General features: G+C 64.8%; 24 protein-coding genes. 10 read left to right on the top strand and 14 right to left on the bottom strand.

Translation table 11 applies throughout. The features are described from left to right. The first annotated feature begins 109 nt into the window (after positions 1 to 109). The gene (locus tag AB4099_RS16655) at positions 110 to 592 is read left to right on the top strand and encodes an META domain-containing protein (protein ID WP_113515608.1); all 483 of its coding nucleotides are present in this window, start codon (positions 110 to 112) and stop codon (positions 590 to 592) included. Positions 593 to 696: 104 nt separating this feature from the next. On the opposite strand, the gene AB4099_RS16650 is transcribed toward AB4099_RS16655, so the two are convergent. The 5 genes from AB4099_RS16650 to groES all read right to left on the bottom strand — a co-directional run bounded on the left by AB4099_RS16650 (position 697) and on the right by groES (position 6,571). Next, the gene (locus AB4099_RS16650) at positions 697 to 2,796 is read right to left on the bottom strand and encodes an ABC transporter ATP-binding protein/permease (RefSeq protein ID WP_441478853.1); all 2,100 of its coding nucleotides are present in this window, start codon (positions 2,794 to 2,796) and stop codon (positions 697 to 699) included. Between the two features lie 130 nt (positions 2,797 to 2,926). Further along, the gene (locus AB4099_RS16645) at positions 2,927 to 3,313 is read right to left on the bottom strand and encodes a DoxX family protein (protein WP_113515536.1); all 387 of its coding nucleotides are present in this window, start codon (positions 3,311 to 3,313) and stop codon (positions 2,927 to 2,929) included. A gap of 182 nt (positions 3,314 to 3,495) precedes the next feature. Then, positions 3,496 to 4,410 carry a phosphate/phosphite/phosphonate ABC transporter substrate-binding protein gene (gene phnD, locus AB4099_RS16640; protein ID WP_441478852.1) on the bottom strand — a complete coding sequence of 305 codons (915 nt, stop codon included), beginning with the start codon at positions 4,408 to 4,410 and terminating at the stop codon, positions 3,496 to 3,498. Positions 4,411 to 4,599: 189 nt separating this feature from the next. Beyond that, positions 4,600 to 6,237 (bottom strand): chaperonin GroEL, encoded by a 1,638-nt coding sequence (groL, locus tag AB4099_RS16635; RefSeq protein WP_113515538.1) that lies wholly within the window; start codon positions 6,235 to 6,237, stop codon positions 4,600 to 4,602. 46 nt (positions 6,238 to 6,283) lie between these two features. Continuing rightward, positions 6,284 to 6,571, bottom strand: coding sequence for a co-chaperone GroES (groES, locus tag AB4099_RS16630; protein WP_112578552.1), 288 nt, complete (start codon positions 6,569 to 6,571; stop codon positions 6,284 to 6,286). A 333-nt stretch (positions 6,572 to 6,904) separates the two neighbouring features. Between groES and AB4099_RS16625 the strand changes: the two genes are divergently transcribed. From AB4099_RS16625 to AB4099_RS16615, 3 genes are all read left to right on the top strand, one after another. After that, complete coding sequence (locus AB4099_RS16625) at positions 6,905 to 7,291, top strand: MarR family winged helix-turn-helix transcriptional regulator (protein ID WP_441478851.1); 387 nt, start codon at positions 6,905 to 6,907, stop codon at positions 7,289 to 7,291. Positions 7,292 to 7,372: 81 nt separating this feature from the next. Beyond that, a complete protein-coding gene (locus tag AB4099_RS16620) occupies positions 7,373 to 7,858 on the top strand; it encodes a PaaI family thioesterase (RefSeq protein ID WP_113515539.1) in 486 nt (161 codons plus the stop codon). A 62-nt stretch (positions 7,859 to 7,920) separates the two neighbouring features. Continuing rightward, positions 7,921 to 8,334: a DUF1801 domain-containing protein gene (locus AB4099_RS16615; RefSeq protein ID WP_441478850.1), complete on the top strand. Its 414-nt coding sequence runs from the start codon at positions 7,921 to 7,923 to the stop codon at positions 8,332 to 8,334. A 97-nt stretch (positions 8,335 to 8,431) separates the two neighbouring features. On the opposite strand, the gene AB4099_RS16610 is transcribed toward AB4099_RS16615, so the two are convergent. After that, complete coding sequence (locus AB4099_RS16610) at positions 8,432 to 9,199, bottom strand: helix-turn-helix domain-containing protein (RefSeq protein WP_441478849.1); 768 nt, start codon at positions 9,197 to 9,199, stop codon at positions 8,432 to 8,434. Positions 9,200 to 9,326: 127 nt separating this feature from the next. On the opposite strand from AB4099_RS16610, the gene AB4099_RS16605 reads away from it, so the two are divergent. Then, the gene (locus AB4099_RS16605) at positions 9,327 to 9,827 is read left to right on the top strand and encodes a hypothetical protein (RefSeq protein WP_441478848.1); all 501 of its coding nucleotides are present in this window, start codon (positions 9,327 to 9,329) and stop codon (positions 9,825 to 9,827) included. A gap of 24 nt (positions 9,828 to 9,851) precedes the next feature. After that, positions 9,852 to 10,232, top strand: a complete 381-nt coding sequence (locus AB4099_RS16600) for a VOC family protein (protein ID WP_113515543.1) — start codon at positions 9,852 to 9,854, stop codon at positions 10,230 to 10,232. A 33-nt stretch (positions 10,233 to 10,265) separates the two neighbouring features. Here AB4099_RS16600 and AB4099_RS16595 read toward each other — a convergent pair whose 3' ends face one another. From AB4099_RS16595 to AB4099_RS16585, 3 genes are all read right to left on the bottom strand, one after another. Then, the gene (locus tag AB4099_RS16595) at positions 10,266 to 10,880 is read right to left on the bottom strand and encodes a DUF930 domain-containing protein (protein WP_441478847.1); all 615 of its coding nucleotides are present in this window, start codon (positions 10,878 to 10,880) and stop codon (positions 10,266 to 10,268) included. Between the two features lie 282 nt (positions 10,881 to 11,162). Then, the gene (locus AB4099_RS16590; protein ID WP_441478846.1) at positions 11,163 to 12,005 is read right to left on the bottom strand and encodes a DMT family transporter; all 843 of its coding nucleotides are present in this window, start codon (positions 12,003 to 12,005) and stop codon (positions 11,163 to 11,165) included. Then, complete coding sequence (locus tag AB4099_RS16585) at positions 12,002 to 12,505, bottom strand: GNAT family N-acetyltransferase (RefSeq protein WP_441478845.1); 504 nt, start codon at positions 12,503 to 12,505, stop codon at positions 12,002 to 12,004. Before AB4099_RS16585 ends, AB4099_RS16590 begins: the two co-directional genes overlap by 4 nt. A 287-nt stretch (positions 12,506 to 12,792) precedes the next feature. On the opposite strand from AB4099_RS16585, the gene AB4099_RS16580 reads away from it, so the two are divergent. Both AB4099_RS16580 and AB4099_RS16575 read left to right on the top strand, forming a co-directional pair. Further along, entirely contained in the window at positions 12,793 to 14,226 is a 1,434-nt protein-coding gene (locus tag AB4099_RS16580; RefSeq protein ID WP_441478844.1) for a lipopolysaccharide biosynthesis protein, read from the top strand. 215 nt (positions 14,227 to 14,441) lie between these two features. Then, on the top strand, positions 14,442 to 15,251 hold the full coding sequence (locus AB4099_RS16575) for a L,D-transpeptidase (protein WP_441478843.1): 810 nt from the start codon (positions 14,442 to 14,444) through the stop codon (positions 15,249 to 15,251). Between the two features lie 24 nt (positions 15,252 to 15,275). On the opposite strand, the gene mbfA is transcribed toward AB4099_RS16575, so the two are convergent. The 5 genes from mbfA to AB4099_RS16550 all read right to left on the bottom strand — a co-directional run bounded on the left by mbfA (position 15,276) and on the right by AB4099_RS16550 (position 21,244). Next, complete coding sequence (gene mbfA / locus AB4099_RS16570) at positions 15,276 to 16,232, bottom strand: iron exporter MbfA (RefSeq protein ID WP_113515548.1); 957 nt, start codon at positions 16,230 to 16,232, stop codon at positions 15,276 to 15,278. 121 nt (positions 16,233 to 16,353) lie between these two features. Beyond that, a complete protein-coding gene (locus AB4099_RS16565) occupies positions 16,354 to 17,163 on the bottom strand; it encodes a DUF2076 domain-containing protein (RefSeq protein WP_113515610.1) in 810 nt (269 codons plus the stop codon). Positions 17,164 to 17,251: 88 nt separating this feature from the next. Next, positions 17,252 to 18,556, bottom strand: a complete 1,305-nt coding sequence (locus AB4099_RS16560) for a UDP-glucose dehydrogenase family protein (protein ID WP_113515549.1) — start codon at positions 18,554 to 18,556, stop codon at positions 17,252 to 17,254. A gap of 192 nt (positions 18,557 to 18,748) precedes the next feature. After that, entirely contained in the window at positions 18,749 to 19,522 is a 774-nt protein-coding gene (locus tag AB4099_RS16555; protein WP_441478842.1) for a L,D-transpeptidase, read from the bottom strand. Between the two features lie 315 nt (positions 19,523 to 19,837). Continuing rightward, positions 19,838 to 21,244, bottom strand: coding sequence for an MATE family efflux transporter (locus AB4099_RS16550; RefSeq protein ID WP_441478841.1), 1,407 nt, complete (start codon positions 21,242 to 21,244; stop codon positions 19,838 to 19,840). Between the two features lie 221 nt (positions 21,245 to 21,465). Between AB4099_RS16550 and AB4099_RS16545 the strand changes: the two genes are divergently transcribed. Both AB4099_RS16545 and AB4099_RS16540 read left to right on the top strand, forming a co-directional pair. Further along, complete coding sequence (locus AB4099_RS16545) at positions 21,466 to 22,905, top strand: amidase (RefSeq protein ID WP_441478840.1); 1,440 nt, start codon at positions 21,466 to 21,468, stop codon at positions 22,903 to 22,905. 121 nt (positions 22,906 to 23,026) lie between these two features. After that, on the top strand, positions 23,027 to 24,256 hold the full coding sequence (locus tag AB4099_RS16540) for a Zn-dependent hydrolase (RefSeq protein WP_113515550.1): 1,230 nt from the start codon (positions 23,027 to 23,029) through the stop codon (positions 24,254 to 24,256). The last annotated feature ends 15 nt before the right edge of the window (positions 24,257 to 24,271 follow it).

Below are 24,271 nucleotides of genomic sequence, written 5' to 3'. Positions count from 1 at the left end.
GCAACGTTGTCGCAATGATCGCAGTTGATCCCGACGCGATACGGTTCTAGGCGTTTCCATGAGAGCGGGGCGTCGGCTATCGTCCCGGCCCCGCATAGGTAGAGAAATGATGAATCGACGCCTTGGCTACGCCGCTGTCTTCGCCCTGAGCCTCGCGCCACTGCTGATTGTCTCGCCGGCTTCCGCCCAGCGGAAGGCGATGTCGCCGCGTGATATGCAGAACCAGCCGGCGCAGGCGCCTGCAGCGCCGCAGCAGGAAAAGACCTTTCCCCTGGGCGCCTCCTGGACGGCGGTTTCGATGAACGGCAAGTCGATCGCCGAGCGCAAGGCGACGCTTCAGATCGACTCGAACCTGCGCGGCACCGGTTACAGCGGCTGCAACACGTTTTCCGCGGCGGCATACCCGCTGCGCCAGCAGGGGATCGCGGTTGGCCCCATGGCCATCACCAAGCGCTCCTGCGACAAGGGCGCCGCCGAATTCGAGCGCGCCTATCTGGTCGCCTTGCGCGGAGCCCGCAATTGGGACCTCGTCGAGGGCAGGCTGGTGATCAAGAGCGCCTCGGGCGAGCTGCGCTTCGATCGCGGCATCTGACGACAGTCAGCCACCGGCTTCGGCGCTCCTGACGATCTGCCTTTCCCGACACGAAGCGTGATGCGGGAAGGCAGATGAGCGCCCGGCTACGGGCGCTCATTGATTCACGACTGAACGACTGGCTCACGGACCATCGCGCGCGGGCTGTGCGTTCCATCCGCGTTCGGCTCCATGACGACGATTTCGTCGTGCATTTCCCGCAATGTCGAGCGATGCCCGATCGAGACAATCTTCGTCTGCGGCAGTGTCCGGTCGATAAGGTCGTAGATCTCTCCTTCCAGCTTCTCGTCGAGCGAGGCGGTGGCCTCGTCAAGGAAGAGCCAGTCGGGCTTGGCCAGCAGGGCGCGTGCAACGGCAAGGCGCTGCTGCTCACCGCCTGACAAGCGCTGGGCCCAGAGGTCGACATCGTCGAGCCGGTCGATCAGGTGGGCGAGCTTGACCTGGGTCATCGCCGTCGCGATGTCGGCATCGGAATAGGTGTCGTCGAGCGCCGGGTAGGACATGGCCGCGCGCAAGGACCCTTGCGGCAGATAGGGGCGCTGCGGCAGCAGCATGATCCGCGCGCCGGCGGGAACCCCGACCTTGCCTTCACCGAAGGGCCAGATGCCGGCTATGGCGCGGAACAGCGTCGATTTTCCCGATCCTGACGGTCCGATCACCAGTGTCGAGCGCGCCCTGCCGAGATCGAGCCCATCGATCCGCACGATCGGCGAGCCGTTCGGCAGCGTCAGTGTCGCGCCGTCGATATGGACCTCGTTCCCGGGAAGTTCGCTCTGATGGATGCCCTTCTCGCCGGCGGTGGCGGCCTGCGCCTGCCCGATCGCCGCCTCGAAAGTGGTCAGGCGGTTGATCGAGGCCAGATAGGAAGCGATGGCCTGATAGCTGTTGATGAAGAACGACATCGCCGTCTGGACACGATCGAAAGCCGATGCGACCTGCGTCATGATGCCGAGCGTGATGATGCCCGTGAAGTAATGCGGCGCGAGCAGCACGTAGGGCACGACCACATTCGCCTGATTATAGGACAGCGTGAAGCTGGTCAGTTTCACCCGGCTCCAGACCAGCCGATAGAAGTTCGTGACGATATCGCCGAAGCGCTGGCTCAGGTGCCGCTGTTCGGAGGCTTCGCCGCGCATCAACGCGATCTGCTCGGAATATTCACGCAGTCGCGCCAGCGAGAAGCGGAAGTTCGCCTCCCGGCGTTCCTGCTCGAATTCGAGCCCGATCAGCGGCTTGCCGATGAGATGCGTGATCCAGGTCGCCGCGATCGCATAGATCAGCGCCATCCAGAGCAGAAAGCCCGGGATGATGATCTCGGTGCCCGGGATGGTGATCGGGACCGGGATCGACCAGAGGATGATCGAGAACGAGACGAGTGTCGAAATCTGCGACAGCAGCGGCAGGGCGAAGTTGTAGGTCTGATTGACGAAGGCGCGGGTATCTTCCGCGATACGCTGGTCGGGGTTGTCGGCAGTACCCGCCAGCGAGATCCGGTAATGAGTGGCATTGCCGAGCCAGCTCTTGCTGTATTTTTCCGCCATCCAGCGCCGCCAGCGGATCAGCAGCGTGTAGTTGGCGAACATCTCGATCAGGTTCGAGACCACCGAGATGGCGGCCCAGACGCTGAAGACATAGATCAGCTGATACCAGAATGACGGCGCATCCTTCTCCTGGATCGCGTTGTAGAAATCGCGATTGAAGAAGCTCAAGCGCAGCGAGATGCCGACCTGCGCTTGATTCAGGATCACCAGAAAGATCAGCAGGATGACGCCAAGGCGACCGAGCTGGATCTGATAGGTGCCGAACGGCCAAAGATACGCAGTCGTCGTCTCGGTCGAGGAAAAATAGGGCGATGCCAGGCGCGAGATGCGCTGGATCATCGGGATGAAGGAGATCGCATAGATCAGGATGCCGAAGACGGCGACTGTCGTGGCGAGGCTGGCAGGGGGGGCGATCGCGGCCCAATCGGCAGGCCAGTAGCCGAGCTGTGCGAGCACCGAGCCGGCCCCGAAGACGACGTACTCAACGCCGAAAATCCCGGAAAAGATCTTCAGGAAGAAGCTGGTCTCGGTCGAGCGATAGGTGGCGAGTGCGAGCAGCACACCCACGGCGCCCATACCGAGCATGCCGCCGCTGCCGCTCTGCTGCCCCGCCACGAGCGCGATGGCGGCAAGAGCAGCGACAAAGAAACTCAAAAGACGCATCAGGTCTTCCTTACCGGGGAATTCGCGCCAGCGTCGGCGCATGCGGATCATATCTTCTAGCCGACCGGATCAGACAAAAAAGCCCGGCTCAAGGCCGGGCGTGTCGATTTCAGCGATTTGTGATGCGGCGTCAGCCGCGATCGAGCGACAGCCGGCCGGGCCCCGCGGCGAACAGCACAAGGAAGCCGCCGACGATGGAGAGGTTCTTCATGAAGAGGAGCTGCTGCATCGGCTGGGCCCAGTTCATGTGGAACAACAGCGTCGCAGCCAGAGTGAAGCCGGCGAGGGCAAGCGCAGCAAGGCGCGTCTTCCAGCCGAGAACGACCATCAGGCCGCCCAGAAGCTCGACCGCGATCACGAGAGGCAGCAGAATGGCGGGCACGCCAGCCGAGGCCATATACTGCTGTGTACCGGCATAGCCGCTGATCTTGGAGTAGCCAGCAAGCACGAACATCAGGGCAAGAAGGATGCGGCCGACGAGCTTGGCGCCGTCGGCAAGGGCGGGCGAGTTCAGCATGGAGCAGACCTTCGCGAGTAAGTGCCACAGAGCGCGGCGGAATGCCGCAGCTTGCGGAAATAGGGCTTACAACCAAAGTCGATGCAAGGGCGGTATGGCCTGCCGAACCAATTCCCGGCTTCCATCGGCGACTTCATTGTTGAAAACGCGTGTCGTGCTGCATTGCGGCAGCAGATCGCCGTTCAGCCTGCGGGCTTCTGCTTGCGTCGGGCTTCAAGTTCCTCCGTCACGGCGATGACATCGAGATAGTCCTCGTGCTTCGCCGGGGCGTAAGCGGAAACCTGACCGTCGGTGTAGATCTTCCAGACCTCGGGCGCCTCCACCTTCATCGCCATCATCGCGGCGACGAAGGCATCCTTCAGTCCCAGTGGCAGGTTGGCCCGTGTCGAGAACGGGCTAGAGGGGATCAGAGGCGAGGTCCAGATCACGCGTGTCGCGCCTGCCGGAATCATGTTGCGCGCGGTGAGACGCTGGACGACGCCGGAGGCCTCGTTGACCTGAAAGGTCGCCACTCCATCGAACTGGCCGCGCACCAGCGCCAGCACGGAGTTGTCGTGCCCGCCGGAGAAGACAGTGCCGCCGAAATGGCTCTGCGGATCAAAGCCCTGCTTGCGCAGGAAATAGGAGGGGAAGGCGAAGCCCGATGTCGAGTTCGGATCGGCGAAGGCGAAGTTCTTGCCCTTCAGATCCGCAACCGACTGGTAGGGGCTGTCGGCGCGAACGACGATGACCGAGTAATAGCCCTCCTGGCCGTTGTTATCGATGTCGCGGAACAGAGGCTGCAGCTTGTCGCCGAGGACACGCCGGCCGAGCGAGTAGACCGCGGGCCCGAAACGGGCGAACTCGAGCTGGTCGGCCCGCAGCGCCTCGACGAGGCCGGCATAGTCGCTGACCCGATAGAGCTTCACGGGAACGCCGAGCTTGGCTGTGAGATAGTCGATCACCGGCTGGTTGCGGGCGATCGCGCCCGCCTCATGTTCCGCCGACGAGACACCGAAGCGGATTTCCTTGACGCTCTGGCGCCAGTCGTTCTGGGCCAGGGCGGGAAGGCAGGTGAGGGCGCCAAGGCCGGCAATCATGGTGCGACGTGTGAGCATGTCTGGCCCCTGAAACAGTGAGCGTCATTTGCTCAGCGGGACGCGACGGCGCGATTACGGCGGGATGGCGGTTGCGTGACGTGTCGGGCCGCTGTCGCGCCCAGCGGCAGAGCCGGGGGCGAGCGCGTATGAAAAAGGCCCGGCTTGCGCCGGGCCTCCGTCGTATTCGCGAGAAGCGATGGACTTCGATCAGAAGTCCATGCCGCCCATGCCGCCGCCGCCCGGCATAGCCGGCATGGCGTCCTTCTTCGGCAGCTCGGCGATCATCGCCTCGGTGGTGATCAGCAGGCCGGCGACCGAAGCCGCATCCTGGATCGCCGTGCGCACGACCTTGGTCGGGTCGATGATGCCGGCCTTGACCAGATCGCCGTACTCGCCGGTCTGGGCATTGTAGCCGTAGGCGTAGTCTTTCGACTCGAGCAGCTTGCCGACCACGACAGCGCCGTCATCGCCGGCGTTGTCGACGATCTGCTTGGCCGGGGCCATGATCGCCTTGCGGACGATCTCGACGCCGGTCTTCTGGTCGTCGTTCTGGGTCTTGATCGACTTGACGGTCTGGAGCGCGCGCAGGAGCGCCACGCCACCACCCGGCAGGATGCCTTCTTCGACCGCAGCGCGGGTCGCGTTCAGGGCATCGTCGACGCGGTCCTTCTTCTCCTTGACTTCGACCTCGGTCGCGCCGCCGACGCGGATCACCGCGACGCCGCCAGCGAGCTTGGCCAGACGCTCCTGGAGCTTCTCGCGATCGTAGTCAGACGAGGTCTCCTCGATCTGCGCCTTGATCTGCGCAACGCGGCCCTCGATGTCCTTCTTCTTGCCGGCGCCGTCGATGATCGTGGTGTTCTCCTTCTCGATACGCACCTTCTTGGCGCGGCCGAGCATGTTGAGCGTCACGGTCTCGAGCTTGATGCCGAGGTCTTCCGAGATCAGCTGACCGGCGGTCAGGATCGAGATGTCCTCGAGCATGGCCTTGCGGCGATCGCCGAAGCCCGGAGCCTTGACGGCCGCGACCTTCAGGCCGCCACGGAGCTTGTTGACGACGAGGGTAGCGAGAGCCTCGCCTTCCACGTCCTCGGCGATGATCAGCAGCGGCTTGCCGGTCTGAACGACGGCCTCGAGGATCGGCAGCATCGCCTGGAGCGACGACAGCTTCTTCTCGAAGACGAGGATGTAGGGGTCCTCGAGCTCGGCGACCATCTTCTCGGCATTGGTGATGAAGTAAGGCGAGAGATAGCCACGGTCGAACTGCATGCCTTCGACGACATCAAGCTCGGTCTCGGCGGTCTTGGCTTCCTCGACGGTGATGACACCCTCGTTGCCGACCTTCTGCATCGCGGTGGCGATCATCTTGCCGACCGACTCGTCGCCGTTGGCCGAGATGGTGCCGACCTGCGCGACTTCCGCGTTCGAGGTGACCTTCTTCGAGTTCTTCTTCAGGTCCGTGACGATGGCGTCGACCGCAAGATCGATGCCGCGCTTCAGGTCCATCGGGTTCATGCCGGCGGCAACCGACTTCAGGCCTTCGCGCATGATCGCGGCGGCGAGCACGGTGGCCGTCGTGGTGCCGTCACCGGCGGCGTCGTTCTGCTTCGAGGCCACTTCGCGCACCAGCTGGGCGCCCATGTTCTCGAACTTGTCGGCGAGCTCGATCTCCTTGGCGACGGTGACGCCGTCCTTGGTGATGCGGGGAGCGCCGAACGACTTGTCGATCACGACATTGCGGCCCTTGGGACCGAGCGTGACCTTGACGGCGTTGTTGAGGATTTCGACGCCGCGCAGCATCCGGTCGCGCGCGTCGGTGGAGAACTTGACGTCTTTAGCAGCCATGCGAGCTACTCCTTAATGAAAACGGGGAATGGAGGTCGCGTGGCGTTCAGCCGACGACGCCCATGATGTCGGATTCCTTCATGATCAGGAGATCCTGGCCATCGATCTTGACCTCGGTGCCCGACCACTTGCCGAAGAGGACGCGATCGCCCTTCTTGACGTCCAGGGCAACGAGCTTGCCGGCTTCGTCGCGGGCGCCAGGGCCGACGGCGATGACTTCACCCTCTTGGGGCTTTTCCTTGGCGGTTTCGGGGATGATGATGCCACCCTTGGTCTTCTCTTCGCCATCAAGGCGACGGACCACGACGCGGTCATGCAGCGGACGGAACTTCATGGTTCTGTCTTCCTCTAAGAAGGTAGAAACGGAACGCGCGGCCTGCGTGGAAACACGGCCGGCATCTGTTAGCAGTCTCGAGGGCCGAGTGCTAACGGATGCCGCGGAGATAGGCTCGCCCCCCGGATGAGTCAAGGAAGCTTCTCGGCGGAAAGTGAATCGAAATTGCGGCGCGGCAGAAATTGCGGCATGCCAGAGGCGTCTCGAGAGGGGCGTGGCAAGAGGAATGCTGCGGAACCCCATGCGACGCGCTATCTTGCTGAAATGACCGAGCCCGTGCCCGATCCCCGGCTTGACGACATCGCCCGCTCCTGCGTCGCCTTGCACGTTCGAATGACTGCGCGCGCCGTCACGCGCGCCTATGACGAGGCGATGCGGCCGAGCGGGCTGAAGATCACCCAGTTTGTCCTGCTCTCGGCGCTCAGCACCGGCGCCTTCCGATCCGTGACCGAACTGGCCGAGCGTTTTGCGCTGGAGCGCACCTCGCTCACCCGCAATCTGCAATTGCTCGCTGCGGAAGCGCTGATCGAGCCGCTGGAGTGCAAGGGCAGGGCCCTGGTCTATGGCGTGACCGACAAGGGCCGAGCGGCGATCGAGGTCGCGATCCCTTACTGGCAGGCAGCGCAGGAGCGCATCGAGGGCGGGCTTGGCCGGGAAAGGTGGAACGAGACCCGCGATGGCCTGCGGGCCCTGCGGCGGGTTGCCCGCGGCGCGACCTGAACGCTATCTCGGGCGGACGCGGATCTTGACCACGCGCGACTTCCCGGTAACGTGTATCTGCACGTTTATCGAGGGCTGCCCATGTCGCGACAGATCGGCGTCGTCTCACGCGAGGTCTTGCTGGCCGAAGACGGTGTGTCCTTCCTGCGTGGCATGATGGAGGGGCGCCATCCCGGCGCGCCCTTCGCCGATGCCATGGATTTCGATCTCGCAGAGGTCGAGGAGGGGCGGGTGGTGTTCGTCGGCAAGCCGTCGGCGCGCTATTTCAATCCGCTTGGCACCATCCATGGCGGCTGGACCGCGACGATCCTCGATTCAGCCATGGCCTGCGCCGCTCACGCGACGCTGAAGGCCGGCGAGGGCTACACGACGCTCGAGATGAAGATCAACTATGTCCGCCCGGTGATGCCGGGTGGCGGGATCGTTCGTTGCGAAGGCAAGCTGATCCATCGCGGCGGCACGATCGCGACGACCGAGGGCAGGCTCACCGACGAGCGCGGCAAGCTGCTCGCGCATGGCACCGAAACCTGCATGATCTTTCCGGTCGGCATTGCGGCAGGCCGCTGAGGTGGCGTCGTCCAGCGGTTCTTGACTAGGATACGCGCCGATGGCCCAGGGCGGAACGGTTCATGCAATTCGCGGCGTTTCAGGATCACGCGGTCGAGGCAGCATTCGAGTCATGCGCTGAGCCGCTGAGAGTGCCGCTATTGCGGCTGCGTCAACTCATCCTCGACACAGGCGCCGGGACGGCCGGGCTCGGCGGACTCGTCGAAACCCTGAAATGGGGCGAACCTGCCTATCTCCCTGTGATGCCGCGTGTGGGGACGACTATACGGGTGGCTGCGCTGAAAGGATCGGGCAAGCACTACGCGATGTATGTCCATTGTCAGACGACACTGGTCGGGACCTTCGCGCGTCACTACCCCGATACCTTTCGCTTCGAAGGCAGCCGGGCCCTCGTCTTCCCATGGGATGAAGAGATCCCCGTCGGACCGCTTGAGCACTGCATCGGACTCGCGCTGACCTACTACCGCTGGCGCTAAAGCATCGGTCCGAAAGTGGATTGCGGTTTTCGGGAAAGCCGATGTGAACCATAATGGGTTAGATCATCGGGCCGGATACGATTTCCGATCCGATGATCTAGGACCGGGCGCGATAGGCACGCGGACTGGCTCCCATCACCTGCCGGAAGCGGCGGTTGAAGGTCGAGAGATCCCCGAACCCTGCATCGAAGGCGATGTTCGCGATCGTGAGGTCGGACTGGCGTAGCATCATCGCTGCGCTGTGCATCCGCGTTCGCAGCAAGAACTGGTGCGGCGTCATGCCGATGAGCGTCCGGAAGGTCCGCAGAAAGTGATAGCGGCTCATCGCTGCTTCGCGGGCGAGACCGGCTAGCGTCAACGGCTGCTCGCTTTCGGCTTCGATCAGACGCAATGCTCTGGTGACCCGGCGCGTGTCTTGGGCGCTGGGAGCGACGGCCGCCGTCGGCTCGCCGTTCTGCAGGGCTGCGACAGCGCCGGCAAGCCGGACCGCGATCTCCTCGAGCTGGATTGCATCGCCACGCGCAACCTCCGCTTCCGCGGCAAGCCGGGACGATGCCAGGGACGGTGGCAGACAGGCCCGCGCAAATTCGAACCGCTTGGCGGCCGGGACGCCGGCCACGATGTCTTCCAGTTGTTCGGGCTCGAACTGGAAGGCGAGGCAGCGATCGCCCATCGCGTGTTCATGGCCGCATTCGAAGCACGTGCCTCGGTTTCCGAGCAGGATCGCGCCCGGTGCGAGCAGGGCGGTTCCGAGCGAAGAGCGGTACTGAAAGCTGCCCGCCGTGACGACAGCGATGCAGCAATGCTCATGCCGTTCCTCGAAAGCAGGATCGGAAGGGCCCGCGGTGCAGATGATGTCACGCACGCGCCAACCTGGGCCGGATGCCAGAAGTTGCGAAGTAGCGGTCATCTCGATTCAGCAATTTTTCCCAAGCGCAAAGTGGTGAGAGCGGCCTAACTCGCGGCATTCTGCACAGCACTGGAGCCTGAACATGGCAGCGGCCATCACCACCCTGAAAGAGGTGCTCCACGCCGGCGGACCCGCGCCCGATCGGGCCGACAAGATGGGTCTTTACGACTGGCTCATCGGGGCATGGACGATGGATGCCGTGATCGTCGCAGATGACGGCACTCGGCACGAAGGCAAGGGCGAGATCTGTTTCGGTTGGGTTCTGGGCGGACGCGCGATCCAGGATGTCTGGGTCCTGCCCGGCTTTTTCCATGGCACGACGCTGAGGGTCTACGATCCCGCGCTCGACGCCTGGCATATCCTCTGGAGCGACCCGCTGAAGCAGTACTACACGCGTCAGCTCGGTCGGGCCGAGGGGCCCGATATCGTCCAGCACGGCAAGCTGGAGGACGGCACGGCGATCCGCTGGCGCTTCACCGAGATCACGCCGAACGCGTTCCGCTGGCTCGGAGACCTTTCATCCGATGACGGGAAGACCTGGCGTCTCCAGGCCGATTTCCGCGCCCGGCGCGCTGCTTCCTGAAGCCACCTCTCGAGGAGAACCACCATGCTTGACCATGTTTCGATTGGCGTCCGCGAGATCGCCCGCACCAAGCGCTTCTACGACGCTTCGCTCAGAGCGCTCGGTTACCGCTGCCTGAGCCATGACGACAGTTCGCTCGGCTATGGCGGAGACGCTGTCGCCTTCTGGATCGGAACTGCCCAGGTCCCGGTTCCGCCGGATCCCGGTTCGAACCTGCACTTCTGCTTCGTGGCCCCCAGCCGGGCGAGCGTCGATGCCTTTCATGCCGCTGCGCTGAGCGCGGGCGGCATGGATAATGGCGCGCCGGGGCTGCGGGCGGATTACGGGCCGAACTATTACGCAGCCTTCACGATCGACCCGGACGGCTACCGGATCGAGGCCTATTGCGGCCAGCCGGAGGGCTGATGGATCGCTCGCTCTACGGTGGCGCCTCGCCTTTCAGTGCATCGGGGGAAGATTGTGCGCGGCCCACTCGCTACGGGGAACCGCATCGCCGACGAGGAACTCGAAACCGGCGACCTTACTGCGATCGGGCGTGGTCTCGCATCTGAACCTGAGCCTGTACCATTGCCGCTTGCTGCGGAAGGCGGCGCCGTCGGCTTGCAGCATTCCGGCCAAGAGCCTGGTGTCAGCCATGGCATAGGCGACGACCCTGTCCGGTTGGAAGTCGGCTTTCCATGCCTGGATCTGGCTCATCGCTTCGAGGTTGCATAATTGCTCGATGCGCTCTGAGGGATCCAGCTGGGTCAGGGCTTCCCGCGCCTGCCGGCTGCGCGGCTCGGCAAGGATCTTGCCGGATAGCGGTCGTCTCGCCCGGATCATGACCGGCGCCGCGCTGACGGGAGGAGAATCGGGACGCGGTTGCGGTGGCATCAGCGGCGCTGCGGCGGTGATCTCTGGCAGTGCAGGCTTGGGAGCTTCAGGAACAGGCTCCTGTTGCCTTGGTTCGGCCATGGCCTCGGCCTGCTGCGGCGTGACCAACTCGACGTCGATGCTGTCCTCCGGCGCCGGTTTCAACTGCTCGATATTTGGTAGCCAGATCAGAGCGCCCAAAAGACCGAGATGCAGACAGAGCGAGCCGATGACGCCATGGGCTTGCGCTCCGGGACGCGGATATCCCGAGGATCTCATGGATCACAGCGCTGCCGCGACGAAGAACGCACTCACCGCCGGGCCCCTCCGTGCGCTGTTCGGAAAGCCGCAGAAGTCGCAATCAATCGGGCGCTTTTGCGGCAGCCGCTCGATCATCGGACCGGATATCGTATCCGGTCCAATGATTTAACCTAATTGCATCGGCTTCCCCGAAGACCGCCATCCACTTTTCAGGCCGATGCTTTAGCGTCTGCTGACCGCAACGGCGCCGGCGACGATCAAGACGGCGCCCGCATAGGTGGTCCAGAGCGGAATCTCGCCGAAGAAGGCAAACCCGAGCAGGCTCGCCCAGACAAGCGCCGTGTACTCGATTGGCGCGAGCCGCGATGCTGCTGCGCGAGCAAAGGCCGAGGTCAGCATGAGATGGCCGGCGACGCCGAGCAGGCCGGCGCTGAGATAGGCCAGCAGGTCCTTGCCGGTCATGGGCACGAAGGCGAGCCAGGCGGGAATGGCGAGGCAAAGCGCCGGCCCGCAATTCTGGAAGGCGACGATGACGGCCGGATGTTCCTTTACCGCGATCCGTCGCAGCAGGATCAGATTGAAGGCATAGGACACTGCCGAGAACAGGGCTGCGGCGACGCCGAGCTCCGCTCCGGTGACGCCGCCCTGCAGCCTGGGCCAGACCATGACAAGCATGCCCAGCAGGCCGAAGCCGAGGGCCTGGAAAATACGCCCGTCGAGCCGTTCCTTGAGCAGAAATCCGCCGAGCAGGGCGACGAAGACTGGCGCGAGGAAGGACAGGGTGAGCGCCTCCGCCAGAGGCAGAACTGAGATGGAATAGAAAAAGCTGCCGGCAGTGAGCACCACGAGCGGCACGCGCACGACATTGCCGATCAGGCTGCTGCGGGTCGGGAAGGCCGGGCGCACCGCCGCAAGCACGACGAGGGCGCAAAGGCCGCCCGCGGCAAAGCGCATGAACAGGGCGACGATGAAGGGATGGTGCTGCATCTGCGCCTTGATCACCGCGTCCATTGCGGTGAGCAGGGCAATGCCGAAGACGGCTCGGAGCGCTGTGCCTGCGGTCATGCCGGTTGGCCGGTGAGGCGCTTGCGGAAATGGTACTCCCAGCTGAAGGAGATATCGCCGAGATAGCGCTGCCCGGGCCAGCGGACGAAGCCGTTCTTCTCGTAGAAGCGATGGCCGCGCGTAAAGCGGGCGTCGGACCACAGGATCATCTCTGCATGGTTGCCACCTTCCGCGAAGCGCAGCGCCTCCGCGAAGAGCACCTGCGCCAGACCAGCGCCGCGCCAGGCGGGAGAAACATAGACCTTCGCAAGCTCGGCGGCATTCTGTTCGGGAACAGGAAAGATGCCGAGCGACCCGGCGATCCCGCCACCAGGCGTGTCTGCGATCCAGAGCCGGCCGCCCTTGGCCGCGAAATGGCTCGCCGGCCTCCGCAACTCGGGAAATTCCGACCAGTCGAAATGGCAATCGGGATATTCGGCGAAGCTCGCGGCGATCAGGGCGGCGAGCGGTTCGGAATCATCGTCGCGCGCGGCGCGAAGCGGCGGGAGGCTTGCGGTCATGGCGCAGCGATGCAGGCCAATCCGGATTGGCGCAAGGGGGAGGCGCAACCGCTGCGCGCATGCCGTTCAGCTCAGCAATGCAAATGCCGCATCTGCGGTCAGTTTCAGCGCTGCCGTTCCGAGCGGATCGCCCGGCATCAGCGCAATGCAGAACGCAAATGGAGCGCGATTCGGCGCGCTTCTGCTTGGAAATGCACGAGCGGGCAGTTAGGGCAATTGTACATCGATGATGTGGTTGCCGCGTGAGTCGCGCGGCAGCTTCGCGCTGGCGCCATGACCGGGATCATATGACTGTTCTCGTGCCCTTCATCATCAATGCCGGGCTGAATTTCGTTCTCGGTCTGCTCATTGCCTATTTTCTCGGGCCCGCGGCTTTTGGACTCTACGCCATTGGCGCGGCCATCGTCGTGCTGGTCAACACTGCGCTGCTCGACTGGCTGAGGGTCTCGGCGATCCGCTTCTACTCCTTGGCGGCGCGCGAGAAGCAGCCGGAGATCCGCGCGACACTGGATATCCTGGCGGCCGGGATCAGCATTGCCCTGTCCGGCCTGCTGGTCGCGGCGATCGTGGCGGGCATCGATTTCCGCCTGCCGGCGATGCTGCTTGCCGCTGCCGTGCTCGGCGGCGTCGGGGCTGGGCTGTTCGACTATCACGGTGCGATCGCGCGCGCCCGGTTCCTCGACGCCGCCTACGCCAAGCTGATCGTCGTCAAGAACGTTCTGGCGCTGATCCTGATGGTCGGCGGAGCCTGGGTCACGCACGATCCCGCCATTGTTCTGCTTGGCGGCCTGATCAGCGTGGTGGTGGCGCTGCTTCTCGTCCGGCGGGCGCTGGCCGATGCGCCGCTCTCGCTGTCGGCCGCCGACAAGGCTGTCGCCTGGAGCTTCTTCATCTATTCCCTGCCGCTGATCGGCAGCAATGCGGTCTATTCGCTGATCCCGCTGATCAACCGCTCCCTGCTCGCCGGTGCCTATGGCTTTGCCGAGGCCGGCTATTTCTCCCTGGCCTCGGATATGGGGCTGAAGCTCTTCGGCACACTCGCCTCGACCCTGGAGATCGTGCTTTTGCGAGAGGTCATTCGCCTCGACGAGACGCGCGGGCGGCGGGCAGCATTGCGGCGCATCGCCGAGAACGTCGTCGTGGTCTTGATGGTGGCGCTCCCCGTCGCCGCCGGCCTCTGGCTTGTCCTGCCCGCCTTTGAACGGATTTTGGTGCCGCCGAGCTTTCACGGCCATTTCTCGGCCTATATGTCGATCCTGATCGCTGGCTTCGTGGCTCTGACGGTCTCGCAGGCCGCCTTCATCCCGGTCTTTCTCCTCGACAAGCGCACCCGCATCGCGCCCATGGCAACGGGCCTCGGCCTGGCCTGCAATCTGCTGCTGGTGCTCACTCCCTGGGGGGCGGCGGGACCGCAGCGTTACGCCTATGCGCAGGCGAGTGCCTTCATTGTCGCGCTTGGGGTGACTGCGGCTGCGGCACTCCGTTCGCTGCCGGTCTGGCCGTCACTGCGAGATTGCGCCTGCGTGCTCCTCGCCGTGCTGTCTATGGCTGCTGCAATCTGGCCGCTGTCTGGCCGTTTCGCTGCCCCCATCGAACTCGTGCTCCAGGTTGGCGTGGGGGCGCTCGTCTATGCGGTCGTCATCCTGGGCTGCGACGTGATGCGCAGCCGCACCCGGCTTTCCTTGTGGTGGGTCATGCGCAAGAGCCGTGCGGCCCGATGACACGGCAAGGTTTGCTCGATAGCCCGGTACCGGCCGAAGAGCTCTGCACGGTCACCCGAAACGCTTCGTTCACCGTCTCTCTAGGCGGGTTGCTAAGGTTAATTCGCTGAAGTCGCGCGATCGGTGGCGGAAACGCTGACGAAGCAGCAGCGATTCACCATTCCTTTGAGGGCGGCTCCCCAGGCTCTTCGCAGCTTGCTGAAGAGAGTTGCGTCATGCGTCCCGTCCTGTTCGTTCCGCTCGCGATCCTGTCCGGGTTGTGCGCCACCAACGGCCCCGTCTCCGCGCAGAGCTACGGGCGGCCCGCCGATCCCCTGGTGACCGGCTCGACCGCGCGTGGCAACTACGGTGGCGGCTTCATCGAGATGCTGATGACTGGCCGTGACCCGACGCCCCAGGGTCGTGGCGGGGCGGTCTATAATCGGCCGGGCGGCTACTCCGCCTATGGCCAGCGCGTCGTGCCCGCGCAGGGCTATGGCGCCGATCCGTTCGAGCAGGCATCCCAGCCGCGGGCTCCGGGGCGCCGCATGGCCGCGCTGGGTGAGCCCATGCAAATGGAGAGGCCAATCGAGCGCGTACTCGATCCGCGTTTCCAGAAGCAGGAAGTCGCCTATGACGGCCCGCACAAGCCGGGCACCATCGTCATCGACACGCCGCGGAAATTCCTCTTTCTCGTCCAGCCTGGTGGCCGCGCCTTGCGTTATGGCATCGGCGTTGGGCGACCGGGCTTCGAATGGGCTGGCATGAAGGCCGTGACGCGCAAGGCGGAATGGCCGAGCTGGACGCCGCCGGCCGAGATGCTGAAACGCCGCCCGGATCTGCCTCGCTTCATGCCCGGTGGGCCCGAGAATCCGATGGGTGCGCGCGCGCTCTATCTCGGATCGTCGCTCTATCGAATCCATGGCACGAACGAGCCGCACACGATCGGTCAGGCCGTCTCCTCAGGCTGCATCCGCATGACCAATGACGATGTGACGGACCTCTATGGCCGGGTGCGGGTCGGTGCAAAGGTGTTGGTGATCTGAGGCGGCGCACCACCTGCGCAGCCGTCAGGAACTGCCGATGAAAATGCCGGTCGCAAGGACCAGCAGGCCACCGAGCACGATCTGAACGATCGCCGATGTGAACGGCGTCTCCATGTAGCGCCAGCGGACCCAGGCGATCACGATCAACTCGATCGCCACGATGATGCCGGCGATGGCCGTGGCGGTCCAGAAATCGGGAATGAGGTAGGGCAGGGTATGGCCGAGCCCGCCGACCGTGGTCGCAACACCGCAGGCGGCGCCACGGACCCAGGGATGCCCCCGTCCCGTGATGGCGCCGTCATCCGACAGAGCTTCGGTGAGCCCCATGCTGATCCCCGCGCCGACCGATGCCGCGAGGCCGACCTGGAAGGCATTCCAGGAATCATGGGTCGCGAAGGCGGCAGCGAATATCGGCGCGAGCGTCGAAACCGAACCGTCGATCAATCCAGCAAGCCCTGGCTGGACGATCTGCAGCACGAACAGGCGATGACGGGTCTGGTCCTCCTCGGCGGTCACATCTGAGGTCAGGATGGTTTCGCCGAGGCGCTGCGCCAGGCTCTGATGCGATTTCTCGGCCTCGGAAAGGTCAGCCAGGAGTTTGCGCGTATCGACGTCATGCGCCCGTTGCGCGGCCTGGGCATAGAAGCTCGAGGCTTCCTCTTCCATCAGCGCCGCTTGCGTCCGGGCGGTGTCGAGTCGCAGCCCGTCCATCAGCCAGACCGGGTTGCGCTTCAGGAAACCCTTCACGTCCTGGCGGGTGATGTAGGGCAGTTCCTTGCCGAAGCGGCGCTCATAGAGCGAAAGCAGGCTGTGGCGATGACTTTGCTCTTCCGCCGCCATCTCCTCGAAGACCTCGGCGGAATGCGGGTAGATCGGCCGAAGGCGATTGGCGAGGGAAAGGTAAATCCGGGAATCCTCTTCCTCGTTGGCGATCGCGAGCGCGAGGATCTCGGCCTCGTCCAGATCGTCGATGCGTTTCATGATCACCTCTTAGATTAGAATTATTCTAATCTAAGAGGTGCGCGCCGGGTTGGGAAGGCCCTAAACGAAAACGGCTCGCCGCAAGGCGAGCCGTTTTTGGTAGGGGTGGACGCAGCCGGAATCAGGCCCAGTCGCCGCCATCATCAATGGGGTCGTCGTCCTGGCCGGGTTCATAGGGCTCGTCGTAGCTGGCCTGATCGTAGCTTGCCTGGTCGGAAGCACCCTGATCATAGGCTGCCTGCTGGTTGTCGGCGGTGCCGGCATCCTTTTCAGCCGTATCGGTCGGTTTGCTGGCGTCGGCTGCCTTGCTGGCATCCGCCGTTTCCGCGGCTTTTGCCTCGCCGCCCTTGCCGCCGCCAAAGGCGTTGGTCAGGACATTGCCAAGCATCATGCCGCCAGCGACGCCCGCTGCCGTGGTCAGCGCTGAGGCCATGAAGCCACCGCCACGTCCGGGTGCCTGGGCCTGCTGGTTCGCCCAGGGGCCGGCCTGCTGCTGGCCTTGCGGGCCGCCGAAAGCCTGACCGGGGGCTGGCTGCTGCTGCGGCTGCTGACCGGTCCAGGCGGCCGATGGGGCTTGCCCTGCCGGGCGCGCCGGGAAGGCCGGCACGGAACCGCTGCGTGCCGGGGCGTCAGCTGGCCGAGATGCGCCGCCGAAGATGCCCGACAGGAAGCCGCCGGCCTGCGCCGGAGCCTCGCTCGGTCGGTTCTGCAGGTCACGAACCTGCGCCTGAAGTTCCTCGACCTGGGCCTGAAGGTTGGTCAGCGCCTGTTCCTGAACGTAGACGGCCTGCGCCATGGCATAGGGCGCATAGGGCTGCTCGCGCAGGCGCTCCGCGATGTAGCCTTCAGCCTCGGGGTCGCGGGGCTGGTTGGCCGCCTGTCTCAGGCGATCGAAAATCCCGGCGATCACGTCGCGTTCTTGCGGCGTCATCGTCATCTCCTCTCATTTGGGCGGCGCGGCTGCGCCGCCGCGTCAAGAGGTGGGGGCTGCCTGTGACGCTATCAAGGCAGTGCGTCGATCAGGCATTGCCGACATTGCTGTACTGGAAGCCACGGCGGCGCATGTCGTCCGAGCGGTAGATATTGCGCAGATCGACAACGACGGGCTCGCGCAGGGCGGCCTTGACCGCGGCGAGATCGAGCGCGCGAAAAGCGTCCCATTCCGTCACGATCACCAGCGCATCTGCGCCCCTGATGCAGGAATAGGCGTCGCTCGCATAGGAGATCCCGGGCAGCAGGGGCTTGGCGGCATCCATGCTCTCGGGATCATAGGCAACGATCTCGGCCCCGGCATCCTGAAGCGCGGTGATGATCGCGATCGAGGGCGCTTCGCGCATGTCGTCGGTGTTCGGCTTGAAGGCGAGGCCAAGGATGGCGATCCGCTTGCCGCGCACCGAACCACCGCAGGCGGCGAGCACCTTGCGGGCCATGGCTCGCTTGCGCTGGTCATTGACGGCAACGACGGTCTCGACGATCCGCAGCGGAGCAGCGAGGTCCTGCGCCGTCTTCATCAAGGCCAGCGTATCTTTCGGAAAGCAGGAGCCGCCATAGCCGGGACCTGCATGCAGGAACTTCGCGCCGATGCGATTGTCGAGGCCGATGCCGCGCGCGACCTCCTGGACATTCGCGCCGACGGCCTCGCAGAGATCGGCCATTTCATTGATGAAGGTGATCTTGGTCGCGAGATAGGCGTTGGCGGCGTATTTGATCAGCTCGGAGGTTCGGCGTGAGGTGAAGAGAAGGGGCGCGGCATTGAGATAGAGCGGCCGGTAGATGTCCTCCATCACGGCGCGCCCGCGTGCATCGTCGGTGCCGATCACGATCCGGTCCGGACGCTTGAAGTCGCTGATCGCGGCGCCCTCGCGCAGGAATTCCGGGTTCGAGACCACAGCGAAATCGGCCTCCGGCCGGCTCTCCCGCATGATCCGCTCCACCTCGTCGCCGGTGCCGACCGGAACGGTCGACTTGGTGACGACGACGGTGAAGCCTTCAAGCTCGGCCACGACGTCGCGAGCGGCCTGATAGACATAGGAGAGGTCGGCATGGCCGTCGCCACGCCTGGCCGGGGTACCGACTGCGATGAAGACCGCGTCGGCGCCGCGGACGGCACCGGCCAGCTCGGTGGTGAAGGAGAGGCGGCCTTCGCGCACATTCTTGGCGACGAGATCGTCCAGGCCGGGCTCGAAGATCGGGATCTCGCCGCGGTTGAGCGCCTCGATCTTGCGAGCGTCGGTGTCGACGCAGGTCACGACATGGCCGAAATCAGCGAAGCAGGCACCCGAGACCAGGCCAACATAGCCCGAACCGATCATCGTCACGCGCATGAGGTATCGTCCTCTCTCGCGGGCCGGAGCGGGATTGATCCGGGCCTCTCGTATGCGGCAGCTGGAGCACGGCTCCCCGCCCTAGCACCGCCTATATCAATTTGTGGCGCTGGGAAATGAAGAGGCGCGCAACCCCGAACCCTATGGGTTGGTGATGCGCGCCAATCTCTGGGCGATGACGGAGGGTGGCGATCAGCCTTCGAACGGCTCGGCCGGCTCGACACCTTCGGAGACGAACTCGTCGAAATTCTCGCCGGGCTCCGGCTTCAGCAGCGGGGTGCGGTTCAGGACCACGACGGTGGTGCCGGTCGGCACGCGGCTGTGCAGGTCGATGATGTCCTGGTTGAACATGCGGATGCAGCCGCTCGAAACCGCCTTGCCGATGGTCCAGGGCTCGGAGGTGCCGTGGATGCGGTAGAGCGTGTCGCGGTCACCCTGATAGAGATAGAGCGCGCGCGCGCCGAGCGGGTTCTCGAGGCCCGCGTCCATGCCGCCGGCCCAGGGGCGGTTCTTGGCAGGATCACGCGCGATCATCGCAGGGGTCGGGGTCCAGCGCGGCCAGGCTGCCTTGCGGGCAACAGTTGCGCGACCGCGCCAGGACATGCCCTGCTTGCCGACGCCGATGCCGTAGCGGATGGCACGGCCGTTCTCGCGGACCAGATAGAGATAGCGCTTGTTGGTGTCGACGACGATCGTGCCGGGCCGCTCGCTGGTCGGATAGGCGACTTCCTGCCTCAGAAAGCGCGGGTCGACTTCGGCAATGTCGGTTTCAGGCAGAGGGAACTTCTCGTCGGGCATCTCGCCATACATGGCGAGTGCAGCCGCGCTCGGTCCGGCAGGTCTTGCGGCCTCGAGGGCTTGCTGGCGCGCGCCGACACAGGCTGCCAGCGATAGCGGCAACAGCAGCACCATCATGCACTTGAAGAGGCGATGGCGGAGTGCGCCGGCGATCGAGTCGAAGGACATCAGTTTGGCTCGCGTATTCTTGGTCTTGCGGGACTAGCAACGGACGAGCGATCGCGCAGTTCCACGGAGTTCCACGTCTTCGCCCAATGGGGTTCAAGGCGGATGGCGTGGCCGTGGGGTGAACACAGTGCGGCAAAATTGTGTCTTCAGCTGGCTGTGCTGAATCCGCAACAGCTCGAAAACACCGGGAAATCGGCCGTGTTATCGGGCGATCAGGCGGATGCTTGGCAAAAAGAGCGCCGAATCGCGCAAACCCCTGGAAACTGTGGACATCGCTGGCGGCTTGCTGTGTCCGCCCTGCAATGCGGGTGCAACCTAGCTTGGCGTCGACGCGGGCGCGACCAGGCCGAGCCTTTCGCGCTGCGACCAGCGCCACAGCATCAGCACTGCCACCACGGCAAGGCCGGTCGCCAGTCCGATCCAGATTCCGCTGCCGGCAAGCGGTGTCCAGAAGCCGAGAGCCGCCGAAAGCGGCAGCCCGATGCCCCAGTAGCCGAGGCCGGCCAGGATCATCGGCACACGCGTATCGCGCAGGCCCCTGAGGATGCAGGAACCGACCACCTGCGCCCCGTCGGCAATCTGGAAGATCGCTGCGAACAGGAGGAAGCGCATCGCGAGTTCGGCAACGGCCTGCGAACCCGGTTTGCTTGCGTCGAGAAAGGGCGCGACCAGCAGGTGCGGCGCCAGCAGCATCACGAGTGCGGTCAGCGCCATGAAGGAGATCGCGAGCACGATCGCGGTGGTGCCGGCACGCGTGATGCCGTCGCGATCGCCGGCGCCATAAGCGCGACCGACACGCACGGTGCCGGCCTGGCCGATGCCCATCGGCACCATGAAGGTCAGGGATGCGATCTGAATGGCGATCGCATGCGCGGCCAGCGAGGTCGAGCCGATCAATCCCATCAGGAAGGCGGCGCCGTTGAAGATCACGACCTCGAAGGCGAGCGTCAGGCCGATCGGGAAGCCGAGCCGCCAGAAGGCGCGATATCGCGGCCAGTCCGGCACCCAGAAGCGCCCGAAAAGATGGAACCGCCGGAAACGCCTGTCGACCGAAACGACAATGGCAAGTCCAAGGAACATCAGGGTCGAGGAGAGTGCGGTGGCGATCCCTGACCCCGGCAGACCGAGGGCCGGGAAGCCGAGCCGCCCGAACATCAGGCACCAGTTGGCAAAGACATTGAATGCGACGGCGAACAGGACGACCACGAAGGCCCAGAATGGCCGCTGCAAGGCCGCGACGAAGCCGCGCAGGACCAGATAAAAGAAGAACGGCAGCAGGCTCCATTGCAGGGTGTGGACATAGCTCGCGGCCGCTGCGGAAAGCGCAGGATCTTGCCCCATGGCGCGCAGGATCGCTTCGCCCTGCCACAGGAACAGCCACATCGGTCCGACCAGTGTCGCCGCCACCCAGAGACCCTGGCGCACGGTGCGGCGCACGTCGCGCACTGCATGGCGGTTGCGCCCGAGCTCGATCGAGATCATCGGCGCGACCGCTGCCATGACGCCGATGCCAAAAATCAGGACTGCCGTGTAGAGATTGGCGCCGAGCGCTCCGGCCGCGAGCGAGTCGGGGCCGAGATGCCCCATCATCACCACATCGGTTGCCGTCATCGCCGTCTGCGCCACATTGGTCAGCACCATGGGCCAGCTCAGGGCGAGCATGGCCCTGACTTCAGTGAGCCAGGGATGAGCGCGCGCAGTGGGGAGGGCGAGATCGGTCATGGGCCGTCGCTTCTAGCGCCCATTTTCTGTGCAGGACAGGGTCAGGCACGCTGGGCCTGCCCGCGCTCGGCGCGTGAGCGTGTGGGAGCGGCCCGCTGCGCGTTTTCGCGATCCGGCCCCTGCGCAAACGTCGCTACCGGCATTCGGCCATGGCGGCCATCATCACCGACAAGAAGAAGACAGAGGAACCGTTAGGGATGTCAGATTTGAGAAACGCAGCCATGGCTGGCGACATCGTCGGCCTGGACGCTGTTGCGCTGTCGCACGCGATCCACGCGCGCAAGTTGTCCTGCGTCGAGGTGATGGGCGCCTATCTCGATCAGATCGAGCGGCATAACCCGACGGTCAACGCCCTGGTGGCCCTGCGCGACCGCTCCGATCTGCTGGGGGAAGCCGAGGGGCTGGATGGCGAACTGGCAGCAGGCCGGTCGCGCGGCTGGATGCACGGCTTTCCCCAAGCCATCAAGGACCTTGCCGCGGCCAAGGGGTTCGCGACGACGCAAGGCTCGCCGCTCTTCAAGGACGAGATTGCGCAAAGCGACGCCATTTTCGTCGAGCGCATGAAGGCTGTCGGCGCCATCATCATCGGCAAGAGCAATACGCCGGAATTCGGCCTGGGCTCTCAGACCTTCAATCCGGTCTTCGGGGCAACGCGCAACGCCTATGACCAGTCGAAGACGTCGGGGGGCTCGAGCGGTGGCGCTGCCGTTGCGCTGGCGATGCGCATGCTGCCGGTGGCCGACGGCAGCGATCATGCCGGCTCGCTGCGCAATCCGGCTGCCTTCAACAATGTGCTCGGCATGCGGCCGGGCTATGGCCGCGTGCCCTCGAGTGGCGACGAGGTCTTCATTCCGCAGATGGGCGTGGCCGGCCCGATGGCGCGCACGACCCGCGATCTTGCCGCGTTGCTCGCCGTGCAGTCGGGCTACGATCCGCGCGTTCCGCTCTCCATCCGCGAGGAGCCGGCCGCCTTCCTGGGCAATCTCAATCGCGACATCGCCGGGCTCCGCATCGGCTGGCTCGGCGATCTCGGCGGGCATCTGCCGATGGAGGATGGGGTCCTGGCGCTTTGCCGCGAGGCTTTGAAGGCCTTCGAGGACATGGGGGCGCGGGTCGAGGAGGCGAGCCTCGGTTTCGACCCCGAAGCCGTCTGGCAGGCCTGGACCAGACTCCGGGCCTGGCAGGTCGGTGCGAGCCTCGCCCCCATCCACACCGACCCGGCGCGACGCGACTTTCTCAAGCCCGAAGCGCGCCACGAGGTCGAGCAGGGCCTCAAGCTCTCGGCCTTCGACGTGATGAAGGCCTCCAATCTGCGCTCGTCCTGGTATCAGCATGTGCGCGGCCTGTTCGGACGCTACGACCTGCTTGTCCTGCCCAGTGCCCAGGTCTTTCCCTTTGCCGTCGAAACGCATTGGCCGCGCGAGATCGCCGGCCGCGCGATGGACACCTATCACCGCTGGATGGAGGTGGTGATCCCGGTGACGATGTCGGGCTGTCCGGCGGTCAGTGTCCCGGTCGGCTTCAACGCTGCGGGCTTGCCCATGGGCATGCAACTCTGGGGCCCCAACCACGCGGAGCGTCTGCTGCTCGAGGCCGCGCAGGCCTATGAGGACGCGACCGGTTGGGTCGAGAAGCGCAAGCCGGCCTTGCTCACCGGCTGAGCGGCCGGCATCGTTCATGCTCTAAACTATGAGAGTCGATCACGTTTTCTGCGTTTGGACGAATTCGTCCAAGCGCAGCGTGATCTACGGCCTGTGGCCGGCCTTTTGGGAGAGTTGGCGAATGAGCTCGAACCTGCGGATCGACGGACCAAGACTGGTCTCGAGGCTCGAAGCCCTGTCGAAGATCGGCGCGACGCCGGAAGGCGGTTGCCGGCGGCTCGCGCTCTCCGACGAGGACAAGCAGGGGCGTGACTGGCTCGTCGGGCAGATGCAGGCGCTCGGGCTCGATGTGAAGATCGACGCGATCGGCAACGTCGTCGGCATCCTGAAGGGGCGGGAGGAGGGACCCGCCGTCATCCTGGGCTCCCATATCGACACGGTGGGCACCGGCGGGCGCTTCGATGGCGCGCTCGGCGTCATCGCCGGCCTCGAGGTGTTGGCGGCGCTGCGCGATGCAGGGCTGCAGCCGAAGCGCGACATGGCGGTGATCGCCTTCACCAATGAAGAGGGCGCCCGTTTCCATCCCGATATGCTCGGCTCCTATGTCTGGGCCGGCGGCATGAGCGTGGAAGCGGCCCATGCCGAGAAGGATGCTGAGGAGGCGGTGCTCGGCACCGAATTGAAGCGGATCGGTTATCACGGGCCGGAGCGGCCAGGTTTCCTCAAGGCGCATTCCTATCTCGAACTCCATATCGAGCAGGGGCCGGTGCTCGAAGGCGAGGGCGGCGGGCTCGGCGCTGTCACCGGCATCCAGGCTATTACCTGGCTTGAGCTGACGCTGAAGGGCCGCCCAAGCCATGCCGGTACGACGCCGATGGCCTATCGCAGGGATCCCGGGTTGGCGGCTGCGCGAATCAACCTCTTCGCCAACGAGCTGACAGGCAAGATTCCGGGCCAGCTTGCCAATTCCGGCGTCATCCGCGTCGAGCCCGGCAACGTCAATGTGGTGCCGGAAAGTGTGGTCATGTCGCTCGACCTGCGCAATCCCAAGGACGCGCTCCTGACTGAGGCGGAGGCCGCCGTCCGGACGTTTTGCAAGGAGCTCTCCGAGCGGGACGGCATCCAGATCAGCTTCCGCGATCTCGCCCGCTTTCCGGCGGTCGAATTCGCATCGGAGCTGATCTACGGCGTGGAGATGAGCGCAGCCGAACTCGGCCTGCCGATCCGCCGGATGATCTCGGGCGCGGGACACGACGCCCAGATGATGTCGCGCATCTGCCCGACGGCGATGATCTTCATCCCCTCGATCGGCGGTCTCTCGCATAACCCGGCGGAGTTCAGCACCGACGAGGACATGGTCGCCGGCGCCAATGTCTTGCTGAGTGCCGCCTGGCGCGCGGCGAATAACTGATCAAGCGCGGCGCGC

Origin of the sequence: Allobosea sp. 2KB_26, from assembly GCF_052115715.1 — a bacterium.
In the GTDB taxonomy this organism is placed as follows: Bacteria; Pseudomonadota; Alphaproteobacteria; order Rhizobiales; family Beijerinckiaceae; genus Allobosea.
Note: the sequence above shows the minus strand (reverse complement) of the source record. Positions and strands in the feature narration are given on the sequence as shown.

Bases quoted from the DNA above. Each gene is read 5' to 3' on its own strand.
- AB4099_RS16605 (WP_441478848.1), top strand. From the start codon at position 9,327: ATGGCAGCGGCCATCACCACCCTGAAAGAGGTGCTCCACGCCGGCGGA.
- AB4099_RS16650 (WP_441478853.1), bottom strand. From the start codon at position 2,796: ATGCGTCTTTTGAGTTTCTTTGTCGCTGCTCTTGCCGCCATCGCGCTC.
- AB4099_RS16560 (WP_113515549.1), bottom strand. From the start codon at position 18,556: ATGCGCGTGACGATGATCGGTTCGGGCTATGTTGGCCTGGTCTCGGGT.
- phnD (WP_441478852.1), bottom strand. From the start codon at position 4,410: ATGCTCACACGTCGCACCATGATTGCCGGCCTTGGCGCCCTCACCTGC.
- AB4099_RS16565 (WP_113515610.1), bottom strand. From the start codon at position 17,163: ATGACGCCGCAAGAACGCGACGTGATCGCCGGGATTTTCGATCGCCTG.
- AB4099_RS16580 (WP_441478844.1), top strand. From the start codon at position 12,793: ATGACTGTTCTCGTGCCCTTCATCATCAATGCCGGGCTGAATTTCGTT.
- AB4099_RS16585 (WP_441478845.1), bottom strand. From the start codon at position 12,505: ATGACCGCAAGCCTCCCGCCGCTTCGCGCCGCGCGCGACGATGATTCC.
- AB4099_RS16655 (WP_113515608.1), top strand. From the start codon at position 110: ATGAATCGACGCCTTGGCTACGCCGCTGTCTTCGCCCTGAGCCTCGCG.
- AB4099_RS16625 (WP_441478851.1), top strand. From the start codon at position 6,905: ATGACTGCGCGCGCCGTCACGCGCGCCTATGACGAGGCGATGCGGCCG.
- AB4099_RS16575 (WP_441478843.1), top strand. From the start codon at position 14,442: ATGCGTCCCGTCCTGTTCGTTCCGCTCGCGATCCTGTCCGGGTTGTGC.
- AB4099_RS16590 (WP_441478846.1), bottom strand. From the start codon at position 12,005: ATGACCGCAGGCACAGCGCTCCGAGCCGTCTTCGGCATTGCCCTGCTC.
- AB4099_RS16620 (WP_113515539.1), top strand. From the start codon at position 7,373: ATGTCGCGACAGATCGGCGTCGTCTCACGCGAGGTCTTGCTGGCCGAA.
- AB4099_RS16550 (WP_441478841.1), bottom strand. From the start codon at position 21,244: ATGACCGATCTCGCCCTCCCCACTGCGCGCGCTCATCCCTGGCTCACT.
- AB4099_RS16540 (WP_113515550.1), top strand. From the start codon at position 23,027: ATGAGCTCGAACCTGCGGATCGACGGACCAAGACTGGTCTCGAGGCTC.
- groL (WP_113515538.1), bottom strand. From the start codon at position 6,237: ATGGCTGCTAAAGACGTCAAGTTCTCCACCGACGCGCGCGACCGGATG.
- AB4099_RS16645 (WP_113515536.1), bottom strand. From the start codon at position 3,313: ATGCTGAACTCGCCCGCCCTTGCCGACGGCGCCAAGCTCGTCGGCCGC.
- AB4099_RS16545 (WP_441478840.1), top strand. From the start codon at position 21,466: ATGGCTGGCGACATCGTCGGCCTGGACGCTGTTGCGCTGTCGCACGCG.
- AB4099_RS16600 (WP_113515543.1), top strand. From the start codon at position 9,852: ATGCTTGACCATGTTTCGATTGGCGTCCGCGAGATCGCCCGCACCAAG.
- groES (WP_112578552.1), bottom strand. From the start codon at position 6,571: ATGAAGTTCCGTCCGCTGCATGACCGCGTCGTGGTCCGTCGCCTTGAT.
- AB4099_RS16615 (WP_441478850.1), top strand. From the start codon at position 7,921: ATGCAATTCGCGGCGTTTCAGGATCACGCGGTCGAGGCAGCATTCGAG.
- AB4099_RS16555 (WP_441478842.1), bottom strand. From the start codon at position 19,522: ATGTCCTTCGACTCGATCGCCGGCGCACTCCGCCATCGCCTCTTCAAG.
- mbfA (WP_113515548.1), bottom strand. From the start codon at position 16,232: ATGAAACGCATCGACGATCTGGACGAGGCCGAGATCCTCGCGCTCGCG.